This window comes from Phyllobacterium sp. (genome assembly GCF_037994425.1).
Taxonomy (GTDB): domain Bacteria; phylum Pseudomonadota; class Alphaproteobacteria; order Rhizobiales; family Rhizobiaceae; genus Phyllobacterium.
The window spans coordinates 1-9,515 of the sequence record NZ_JBBNAM010000047.1 but is presented as its reverse complement, the minus strand read 5'-3'; the positions used below and the strand labels follow the sequence as shown (position 1 = coordinate 9,515).

Below are 9,515 nucleotides of genomic sequence, written 5' to 3'. Positions count from 1 at the left end.
TACGACCTCGTCCGGCCTTTGGGAAAGTGCAACCATGTGCCGTTCGGCGCGCCGGGCGACTGTCCGTGCCAGGTGCAGGGCTGCCGACGCCGGCGAGCCTCCTGGAAGTACAAACGAGCGAAGCGGCACGAGGTTCGCATTCAGTCGGTCTATATCCGCCTCGACCCGCGAAACCTGGCTGTCGATCATGCGCAGCGGCTCGTAAGGGAGCGTCTCGCCTGTGTCGGGCGTTGAAAGGTCGGCTCCGAGATCGAAGAGGTCATTCTGGATCCGCGCGAGCATTGCATCAAGTTCCGGAAAAGTGGTGGTGTGGATGCGCGCAAGTCCGATACAGGAATTGGCTTCGTCGACAGTCCCGTAAGCTTCAACGCGAAGGTCGTGCTTGGAACGACGTTCGCCGCTGCCGAGACCCGTGCTGCCGTCGTCCCCCGTGCGCGTGTAGATCTTGTTCAGCTTGACCATTGGGGGGGCCTAGCCCGCCGCGCGATGGAAATAAAGCGCGCCAACAATCAGGATGATGGCGATCAATTGCAGGAAAATGCGCAACTGCATCATCTTGTTGGAGAAGTTGGCGTCACCGCCCTTCATCATGTTGCGCAGTCCAATGAGAAGGACAATCGTGACGGCCGCGATGGCGACGACCGCCAGAAACTTGAAGATAATATCCATGATGCATTTCCTTTCAGACCGGCCAAAGCACAGGCTGAACCCTTTATGATTGGCGCGCAAGCATGCCGTATAGCGCACGTGCCGTGAGAAATCTGCTTGCAAATGCGCTAAATTTTGCCGGGCGCGTTACGATATAATGGGGCTTTGGGCGCGGATTTTCCAAGGCGTCCTTGAGCACGGCATAGACCGCGTCTGGGCCAAGCTTGAACCGGGATTTGGTTCCGCCACCCGAAAGCCGCTTGACCAGTTTCCGGTAGTCGTCCCGATGCACAGAATGTTCAGCATCTATGTGTTTCTCGAATTGCTTCAACGCGTTCAAGGGAAACCGCGTCGATATGGGGCCAGGTTCGATGAGGGATACCTCGATGCCCGACCCAGCAAGCTCCATCCGCTGCACCAACATCAGACCCTCGAGTGCGAATTTCGACGCGACGTAGGCGCCGCGCCACTTCATCGGCAGGAGCCCGAGGATCGAGGAACAATGCACGATGCGCCCACGGCCTTGCTTGCGCATCGTAGGAATGACCGCCTGCGTCAGTTCGTGCCAGCCGAAGAAGTTTGCATCGAATTGTTCGCGCAGCGCGGCAGTGGGCAGGTCTTCGACGGCACCCGGTAGCGAATAGGCGCCATTGTTGAACAGCGCATCAAGCATACCGCCCGTCTGTGCAAGCACTGCATCGACCGCGCTCGCGATTGATGCGGGCTCGCGATAGTCGAGGTAGAGGCCGTTGAGGCCCGCGGCATTGAGGGTTTCGAGGTCGGACGCTTGTCTCGCCGTTGCAAAGACTATCCAGCCATCGGCCTTTAGCGCCCCAGCGCAATGCGCGCCAATGCCGCTGGAACATCCCGTAATCAGAATCGTTTTTGAATCGGCCATGTTACTGAATGTTTTCAAATCGTTCGTTTGATCTAAGACAAGAAAAGACTTCACATATTCGCCAGCGCCTTGCAATCTCAGGGTTCAAAGGGGGCAATCACCGCCGATGCGTAAAGTGTTTGGTTTTCTCCGGCGTGTGATCGCCGATGCGCTGGGGCATTTCCTTACCGATGATGGTTGGGCGCTTGCCAGCCATGTTGCACTTTCGGGCATTCTGGCGTTGTTCCCGTTCCTGATCTTCGCGACCTCCCTCGCGAGCTTCCTCGGCGCCAGCGCCTTTACCGATACCGCCGTTCACATCATCTTCGATACCTGGCCGGATGTCATCGCCAGGCCGATCGCACAGGAGGTTCGGAACGTTCTGAACGTCCAGCGCGGTGGGCTGTTGACCGTCAGCGTCATTGCGGCCGCCTATTTTGCCTCCAACGGCATCGAGGCCCTGCGCGTCGCGCTCAACCGGGCGTACCGTGTCATCGATACGCGATCGATCATCTTCTGCCGGCTCCAGAGCCTGGGGTTCGTCATCGTCGCTACGATCGGGATTATGGCGATCAGCTTCCTCCTGGTTCTTGCCCCGCTTGCCCTGCGCATCGCGGCGCGCTGGATACCGGAGCTTGTCCTCGTATCGGGTACAATCGTGTTCTGGCGGTACGTCATCGCCACGACAGTGCTCGTGGTCGGTCTGCTGGTCGTCCATCTCTGGTTGCCGGCAGGACAAAGGCGGTTCGTCGACATTCTCCCGGGCATCCTGATCACGCTCATTGCATGGACGGTCGGCGCGACGATATTTGCGAGCTATCTCGAAACGTTCGCCTCTTATGTTACGACCTATGCGGGCCTAGCCTCGATCATGGTCGCGATCGTCTTCCTCTACATTATCGCCGCGATTTTTATCATCGGGGCGGAGGTGAACGCGGCGATCATCCGCTACCGCGAGGGCAAGGCGGCGGAACGCCTCTGACCCGTCGAAAGCGCAACCCCTAACGTCGCGATGCCCATGCCGACGAGTTGGAATTGCGTCAACGTTTCCCCGAACAGTGTATAGGCCATCAGGGCGGTGACGCCGGGCACCAGATAGAATAGCGAGGCTACCTTCGAAACTGCGCCCTGTTTGATCAGGATCATAAGCAGCAGCACCGCGCCGATCGAAAGGACAAATACAAGCCAGAACATCGCAAAGAACAGCGGCGGAGCCCAGACGACCTTATGCATTTCCAACAACAACGATAAAACGCCTGTGAGAACAGCGGCGCCCAAATATTGCAGGGCGGTGCCGGCCTTGAGATCGATCGCGCCGACGAAGCGTTTCTGCCAGACCGTTCCGGCACTGATGGCGATGACGGAGACAATCGAGGCGCTAACGGTGGCGGGCGTGATACCGCCCGCCGAGATCGAAAGCTTCGGCCACAGCACCATCGCGACGCCGGCGAACCCCACCGCCAAACCGGCCCAGTGGCGCGGCTGGATCCTCTCGCCGAGCGCAACACCGGCAATGAGGGCAGTGATGAGCGGCTGCAGGCCGACGACGAGGGCCGACATGCCGGCGGGCAGCCCTTGGTGGATCGCCCAGAATACTGCGCCAAGATAAACACCGTGGATGAGGCAGCCGGCAATGATCGCATGCATTGCCCCACGTTTGCCCGGCCAATGGTTGCCGGCTAGCGCGACCCAGAGACCGAGGATGCCGCCGGCGATGAGGAACCGCAACGTCAGGAAAAGGAACGGCTCCATGTAGGGCATGGCATAGCGGGCGCCGATGAACCCGGTGGCCCAGAGCAATACGAAAAGTGCAGGGAAAAGGCGAACGGGCATGTCGGGAGACCGTGGAGACGAGGATAAGGGCCGCTGTTTATACCCGAACGGCGCCAAGCGAAAGATCAGAGCCCAACCATGTCGACAATCTGCTGACGTGTCGTCCCGGCATGGCGCAACTCGCGCAACGACGTATCCTTGCGGCTTTTCGAAAGCTTCTCGCCATCGTGATCCAGGATCAGTTCATGGTGGTGATAGATCGGCGGGTCAATTCCCAACAAATGCTGCAGAAGGCGGTGCACGCTCGTACTGTGAAAGAGGTCTTTTCCGCGCACGACATGGGTTACCCCCTGCAATGCGTCGTCGATGACGACCGATAGATGATAACTCGTCGGTATGTCCTTACGGGCTATGACGACGTCGCCCCAATCCTGCGGGCGCGCTTCGACGATGCCGTGACGAGGTATGTCCTCCTCCCACGAAAGTGTGCCCTGGATCGTGTCGAGCGCGCGATCGTTATCGAGGCGTAGAGCGTATGGCTCGCCGCCGTCGGCAATGCGCCGGGCCTGCTCGACATCTGAAAGGTGACGGTCACCAGGCGGGTAGAGCAAGGCGCCGTCGGGATCGCGCGGCCAGCCCTCGATGCCCTGTTCGCTGGCTTCGGTGGTACGCTTGACCTCACCGCGGGTCATGAACGCCGGATAGACAAGGCCCATGGCAGTCAGTCGCTCCAATGCTTCGCGGTAAACGGGAAAGTGTTCGGACTGACGGCGGACCGGTCCCTCCCAGGTCATCCCAAGCCAGCGCAAATCTTCAAGCATGGCTGCTTCGAGCTCCGGTGAGCAGCGATCGCGGTCAATATCTTCCATGCGCAGGAGCAGCCGACCGCCCACATCCCTTGCCATCTTCTGATTCAGAAGCGCCGAATAGGCATGACCAAGGTGCAGATATCCATTGGGACTCGGCGCAAAGCGAAAGACAGGAACTGTCATGAGCGTGAACTGGCGTCCTTGCGTAATTATATGACGGGTTGATACGGTGTTTTGGAAACGATTCAAAGTGACGAGTGGCATGCGCAGGATAGATACGCCCGAGGATGTGGCTGAAGGCCTGACCGCCCTGCTGGAGGCTCATCCGGAACTCGTGGCGATCGCGGAAAAAGCGGGGCCGTTGCCGTTGCGACGTTCCGAGCCGGGATTTGAAAGTCTTGCCTCAGTGATCGTATCGCAACAGGTCTCCAAGGCGAGCGCCGCCTCGATATGGGCACGTCTCGTCAAGCTCATAGATCCACTCACACCTGAAAACTACCTCGCTGCAGGCGGAGAGGCGTGGCGCGAGGCGGGACTTTCGCGCGCGAAGCAGGAGACCCTCGCGCGGATCAGCCAAGCGATCGCCGCTGGCGAACTCGATCTCCTCGACCTTTGCGAGAGGCCGATCGAGGAGGCCATGGGGCTCATGACGCGCATCAAGGGCGTCGGCCCATGGACTGCAGAGGTCTATCTCCTTTTCTCCGCCGGTCATGCGGATGTGTTCCCGGCGGGGGATGTGGCCCTCCAGCATGCCTATGCCCACGCCTACCGCGAATCAACGAGACCCGATTCGAAGGCACTGCAGAGTTTTGCGCAAAGATGGTCGCCTTGGCGCGGGGTCGCGGCCCGGCTTTTCTGGGCCTATTACGCCGCAACGCGCGGCCGCGACGGCACACCGATCGCATGAATTTGAAATAACGTCGCTTTCCGCTGCATAAGCGAGCAATTCGCTTCACATTCTTGTCACGTCCAGCTTACAATAATGGGGCCTGATGGTTGGATTGGAGTTGATTCCTTGACGATAGCCGTCTCGCCGGACGGGTTGCCGGCACTGGTGCTCAATGCGGATTATCGTCCGCTCAGCTACTACCCCTTGTCGCTCTGGTCCTGGCAGGACGCGATCAAGGCGGTGTTCCTCGACCGTGTGAACATTGTCGCCGAATATGAGCATGAGGTTTCCTCGCCTTCCTTCGCCATGCGGCTGCCGAGCGTCGTTTCGTTAAAAACCTACATCAAGCCGTCGCGCAATCCCGCTTTTACGCGGTTCAATGTCTTCCTGCGTGACCGGTTCGAATGCCAGTATTGCGGTTCGGACGAAGATCTGACCTTCGACCACGTTATCCCGCGTTGCGCTGGTGGCGAGACGATGTGGGAAAATGTCGTCGCCGCCTGTTCGCCTTGCAACCTGCGCAAGGGTGGGCTGATGCCCGACCGGGCCAAGATGTGGCCGCGGCAGAAGCCCTATCAGCCGACGGTGCACGACCTTCACAACAATGGTCGCCTCTTCCCACCCAACCATCTACATGACAGCTGGATGGACTATCTCTATTGGGACGTCGAACTGGAGCCTTGAGCTCCCGGCGCGGCCGCAGGCGTCAGGCCGCCTTCATTGCCCCACGGAATGCCACAATTACCAGGATCAGGCTGGCAATGGCGTTCCAACCGGCGAAGGAAAGGCCAAGCACGCGCAATGCCGCAGTGTCACACGCTGGCGGGTGCACGGCATTGAGATCATTCAGAAGGTTGCCGGCATCCGTGGTGATGGACATCGAAACCGCCGTGCAATCTGTAGGCCCTGCCCAGAATTTCCACTCGACGCCTGCATGGAAAATCGCAAGGCCAAGACCGATGAGCATGAGAATGCCGCCGAGGGCAATCAGAAGACGGGTGGCGCCAGCCGGCCATCTCAAAGCCGAAGTAGCGACGGCCAACGCCATCAGCGGAATACCGGCGTAATAGGGATAGCGCTGCTCAAGGCAAAGTTTGCAGGGCAGATAGCCGCCAAGATACTGGAAAGCGAGTGCTGACCCGACAGTCACAACCATCGCGACGAGAAGGAACAGGGCCGTCCGGAAATGGGTGGAGGTGGTGGTCGTTGCCATGATGCGCTCAGCGTCCTTCGAGCTATAGATGATAATAGTGGAAAACCGCGTAGAGCAAAATCAGCACTGCCGCTGCGGCGCTGGCGATAAGGCCGAGCCGCTTTTCGATGAAGTGGCGGATTGGATGACCATAGCGGCGCAGGAGCCAGGCGAGGAAGAAGAAGCGTGCCCCGCGCGCAATGATTGCCGAGGCGATGAAAACCCAGATATTGATAGCCGCGGCGCCGGAGAGGATCGTCACCACCTTGATCGGCGGCAGATGAGCGAGACCTGATGTGATCAACAGCAGGAGGATTGCATCGGCGCTGGTCGAGCCGCGCAGCGCCTCGAAGGCATCGAGCTTTCCGTACATTTCGAGAATGGGTTTTGCCAGCGTCTCATAGGCATAGTAGCCGAGCAGCCAGCCGGCGATGCCGCCGAGGACCGATGCGACCGTCGCCACGAGCGCATAGCGATAGGCGCGCTCCGGGCGCGCTAGCGCCATCGGCAAATAGAGCACGTCGGCGGGGACGAGGAAAACCGAGCTTTCAACAAAGGCGATGACGGCGAGCCACACTTCCGCGGATTTGCGCGCGGCGAGCGACATCGTCCAATCGTAAAGTCTGCGAAGCATAAGGTCGTTCCTGTCCGGGGAAGTTGTTCGAGAAAGTCGGTGATCCTTAGAGCAAACTTTATCCAAATGGAATCGTTTCACCTGATTTTTGCCTGTCGGTCGCCTTCGCCACTAATTGCGACGCCTGGGCTCGGCAACACACGAGTGTGTTATCGCGATAATTTGTCTGATTGGTGTTGACCGGAGGCGGCTCCAGCATGTATTTGGCTTGAACGGAGCGGCATGTCCGCGCCGACGCTCTTAGCGGCCCCCTTGGCGGAATTGGTAGACGCGCCTGACTCAAAATCAGGTTCCGAGAGGAGTGCTGGTTCGATTCCGGCAGGGGGCACCAAGAACATGCGGCAAAGCCATATTTTAATGAAATTGCTAAGCAAATTCGTCCTCCGCTACTGGCAGAGGTATTAAGCTGGGGCGAGAGGATGAAGTCCGCCACTTTAACGGGACCAGGGCCTTTGTGCTGGATCGGTGGATGGCACCGAGTGACCGCCTAGCAGGAGATGAGCGTAGGCTACAGTAAGATACCTCCCTTGCGGCTCATGTTGCAGTACCCTCCGCGTGCATTCGTGGCTACGCCATTCGCCAGAGCGCCCTGCCCGGCAGCGTGGCCGCTAGCAAACGGGAGGTTTAATGGCCATGACGTTAGGTATTGTTAAATCCTTTGCCGCAGTGGTGGCCTTAACGGGCACATTTCTATTGCCGGCTTTAAGTCCGGCGCAAGCTCAAAACACGAAACCCAACATCGTCGTCATCATGGGCGATGATGTTGGCTGGTTCAATGTCGGCGCCTATCACCGGGGCATCATGTCGGGCAAAACACCCAACCTCGACAAGCTAGCAGCCGAGGGCATGATGTTCACCGACTACTATGCCGAGGCAAGTTGCACGGCGGGCCGGGCGAGTTTCATCACGGGTGAAATCCCGTTGCGCACGGGCCTGACGACGGTTGGCCAGGCTGGCGCGGATGTCGGAATGCCGGACAAGGCCGCGACACTCGCCGCCGCTCTCAAGAACGAGGGTTACACCACCGGCCAATTTGGCAAGAACCACCTCGGCGATCTGAACAAGTTTCTGCCAACGCTGCATGGTTTTGATGAGTTCTTCGGTTATCTGTATCACCTCGATGCCATGTCTGATCCCTATTGGTATTCCTTCCCGGATGACCAGTCGTACCGCGACAAGGTAGGGCCACGTAATCTCGTTCATAGCTTTGCGACGGACACTGACGACGCGACGGAACAGCCGCGTTGGGGCAAAGTTGGCAAGCAGAGGATCGTGGATGAGGGCCCTCTTGCACCGTATCCCGACATGTCCAACGTCCCGAACATGCACGACATAACCCCCAAGGCCAAATACGACATGGGAACGTTCGACGAAGTGCTGGTCAAGGCGTCGTGCGACTTCATGGATAAAGCCAAGACAGACGGCAAACCGTTCTTCGTTTGGCACAACACGACGCGCATGCACGTCTGGACGTTTCTTTCGCCCAAATACCAGGCCCTCATGAATAGCAAAACCAACTATGGGCTTGAAGAAGCCGGCATGGCGCAATTGGATGACAGCGTGGGCGCCATCTTGAAATGCGTGGAAGATGCGGGCGAGACCGACAATACCATCGTCGTGTTCACCACCGACAATGGTGCTGAAGTGTTTACCTGGCCCGATGGTGGCATGACCCCGTTCAAGGGCACCAAGGGAACAGTGATGGAGGGTGGCTTCCGTGCGCCGGCAATCATCCGCTGGCCGGGCAAGATCAAGCCCGGTACGGTCGAGAATGGTATCTATTCTGCCCTGGATTGGTTCCCCACGCTCACGGCAGCGGCCGGTAACCCCAATATCACCGACCAGTTGCTCAAGGGCGTGAAACTGGGCGAAAACACCTACAAGAACCACCTTGATGGCTACAACCAGATGGACCTCTTGTTGGGCAAAGGTCCATCCGCGCGCCATGAATTCTTCTACTTCGGTGGTCCTCAGTTAGGTGCTGTCCGCATTGATGACTTCAAGTATCAGTTCTTCCAACAGCCGCAGGGCTGGCCCGGTGCGAAGGTAACGACGGACATGCCAACTATGGTCAATATCCGTCAGGATCCGTTTGAGCGGACACCATCGATCGGCGAGCAAAGCCTCAATGACCTTGGTGGAGGTTATATGAATGATTTCTTTGCACGCGAGTTTTGGCGGTTCGTAAGTGTTCAACAGGAGGTCGGGAAACTGGCCCTGACGGCGATCGACTACCCGCCGATGCAGGACCCGGCGTCCTTCAACCTTGATGCCGTAAAGAAACAGATCGATGCGGCGATCAAGAACAAACCGGGGAACTAGGCGAGAATGATAGTAACCCGACGGGCGACTCGCGAAGCCGCCCGTCTTTCGACGATCGTAATCGGTTGTCTATCCCCGAGCTCTACAGGACTTGCTGTCAATTGGCAGTCCTGGCGTTGCGAGACGAGCAACTCCTCCGTACGTCAGATTCCGAAGCAAACCATTACTCAATCCGTCATGAACGCGTTACGGCCGGCTACGGTTCAGCACATTCACACCCGGTCGTCGACCCTTGGCGTGCAATTGGTGAAGACCCTCGCATTGATGTCGCTTGGCCTGTCGCAAAGAACCAGCGGGCTGACCGTGCCGCTTGACGTACAAGCGGAAAGGCCGACAAGCGTGAGAGCAAGGAGCATCGTCAAACGGATCAT

The 9,515-nt window shown here is 58.5% G+C and carries 11 protein-coding genes and 1 tRNA gene; 5 read left to right on the top strand and 7 right to left on the bottom strand.

Annotated elements, in window-relative coordinates:
- The 3 genes from AAAB35_RS03020 to AAAB35_RS03010 form a co-directional block, all read right to left on the bottom strand.
- On the bottom strand, positions 1-462 hold a 462-nt coding region (locus tag AAAB35_RS03020; protein ID WP_340666753.1), incomplete at its 3' end, for a cob(I)yrinic acid a,c-diamide adenosyltransferase.
- Between the two features lie 9 nt (positions 463-471).
- On the bottom strand, positions 472-669 hold the full coding sequence (locus AAAB35_RS03015; RefSeq protein WP_027231357.1) for a twin transmembrane helix small protein: 198 nt from the start codon (positions 667-669) through the stop codon (positions 472-474).
- 43 nt (positions 670-712) lie between these two features.
- A complete protein-coding gene (locus AAAB35_RS03010; RefSeq protein WP_340666752.1) occupies positions 713-1,546 on the bottom strand; it encodes an SDR family oxidoreductase in 834 nt (277 codons plus the stop codon).
- Between the two features lie 106 nt (positions 1,547-1,652).
- Between AAAB35_RS03010 and AAAB35_RS03005 the strand changes: the two genes are divergently transcribed.
- Complete coding sequence (locus AAAB35_RS03005) at positions 1,653-2,507, top strand: YihY/virulence factor BrkB family protein (RefSeq protein ID WP_340666751.1); 855 nt, start codon at positions 1,653-1,655, stop codon at positions 2,505-2,507.
- Here the strand turns inward: AAAB35_RS03005 and AAAB35_RS03000 are convergent.
- Together AAAB35_RS03000 and gluQRS are read right to left on the bottom strand one after the other, a co-directional pair.
- Positions 2,474-3,358 (bottom strand): EamA family transporter, encoded by an 885-nt coding sequence (locus AAAB35_RS03000; RefSeq protein WP_340666750.1) that lies wholly within the window; start codon positions 3,356-3,358, stop codon positions 2,474-2,476. The genes AAAB35_RS03005 and AAAB35_RS03000 overlap by 34 nt on opposite strands.
- A gap of 65 nt (positions 3,359-3,423) precedes the next feature.
- On the bottom strand, positions 3,424-4,290 hold the full coding sequence (gene gluQRS / locus AAAB35_RS02995) for a tRNA glutamyl-Q(34) synthetase GluQRS (protein ID WP_340666749.1): 867 nt from the start codon (positions 4,288-4,290) through the stop codon (positions 3,424-3,426).
- Between the two features lie 79 nt (positions 4,291-4,369).
- Between gluQRS and AAAB35_RS02990 the strand changes: the two genes are divergently transcribed.
- On the top strand, positions 4,370-5,014 hold the full coding sequence (locus AAAB35_RS02990; RefSeq protein WP_340666748.1) for a DNA-3-methyladenine glycosylase: 645 nt from the start codon (positions 4,370-4,372) through the stop codon (positions 5,012-5,014).
- A 108-nt stretch (positions 5,015-5,122) separates the two neighbouring features.
- The gene (locus AAAB35_RS02985) at positions 5,123-5,680 is read left to right on the top strand and encodes an HNH endonuclease (RefSeq protein WP_340666747.1); all 558 of its coding nucleotides are present in this window, start codon (positions 5,123-5,125) and stop codon (positions 5,678-5,680) included.
- Positions 5,681-5,702: 22 nt separating this feature from the next.
- Here the strand turns inward: AAAB35_RS02985 and AAAB35_RS02980 are convergent, their stop codons facing one another.
- Together AAAB35_RS02980 and AAAB35_RS02975 are read right to left on the bottom strand one after the other, a co-directional pair.
- The gene (locus AAAB35_RS02980; protein WP_340666746.1) at positions 5,703-6,209 is read right to left on the bottom strand and encodes a disulfide bond formation protein B; all 507 of its coding nucleotides are present in this window, start codon (positions 6,207-6,209) and stop codon (positions 5,703-5,705) included.
- 22 nt (positions 6,210-6,231) lie between these two features.
- Positions 6,232-6,822 carry a YqaA family protein gene (locus tag AAAB35_RS02975; protein ID WP_340666745.1) on the bottom strand — a complete coding sequence of 197 codons (591 nt, stop codon included), beginning with the start codon at positions 6,820-6,822 and terminating at the stop codon, positions 6,232-6,234.
- Positions 6,823-7,068: 246 nt separating this feature from the next.
- Here AAAB35_RS02975 and AAAB35_RS02970 point away from each other — a divergent pair.
- Both AAAB35_RS02970 and AAAB35_RS02965 read left to right on the top strand, forming a co-directional pair.
- Positions 7,069-7,153, top strand: a tRNA-Leu gene (locus AAAB35_RS02970).
- Between the two features lie 302 nt (positions 7,154-7,455).
- Positions 7,456-9,144, top strand: a complete 1,689-nt coding sequence (locus tag AAAB35_RS02965; RefSeq protein WP_340666744.1) for an arylsulfatase — start codon at positions 7,456-7,458, stop codon at positions 9,142-9,144.
- Positions 9,145-9,515 lie beyond the last annotated feature (371 nt).

Coding starts and splice junctions, on each gene's coding strand:
- AAAB35_RS03015 (WP_027231357.1), bottom strand. CDS start 669: ATGGATATTATCTTCAAGTTTCTGGCGGTCGTCGCCATCGCGGCCGTC.
- AAAB35_RS03010 (WP_340666752.1), bottom strand. CDS start 1,546: ATGGCCGATTCAAAAACGATTCTGATTACGGGATGTTCCAGCGGCATT.
- AAAB35_RS03005 (WP_340666751.1), top strand. CDS start 1,653: ATGCGTAAAGTGTTTGGTTTTCTCCGGCGTGTGATCGCCGATGCGCTG.
- AAAB35_RS03000 (WP_340666750.1), bottom strand. CDS start 3,358: ATGCCCGTTCGCCTTTTCCCTGCACTTTTCGTATTGCTCTGGGCCACC.
- gluQRS (WP_340666749.1), bottom strand. CDS start 4,290: ATGACAGTTCCTGTCTTTCGCTTTGCGCCGAGTCCCAATGGATATCTG.
- AAAB35_RS02990 (WP_340666748.1), top strand. CDS start 4,370: ATGCGCAGGATAGATACGCCCGAGGATGTGGCTGAAGGCCTGACCGCC.
- AAAB35_RS02980 (WP_340666746.1), bottom strand. CDS start 6,209: ATGGCAACGACCACCACCTCCACCCATTTCCGGACGGCCCTGTTCCTT.
- AAAB35_RS02975 (WP_340666745.1), bottom strand. CDS start 6,822: ATGCTTCGCAGACTTTACGATTGGACGATGTCGCTCGCCGCGCGCAAA.
- AAAB35_RS02965 (WP_340666744.1), top strand. CDS start 7,456: ATGACGTTAGGTATTGTTAAATCCTTTGCCGCAGTGGTGGCCTTAACG.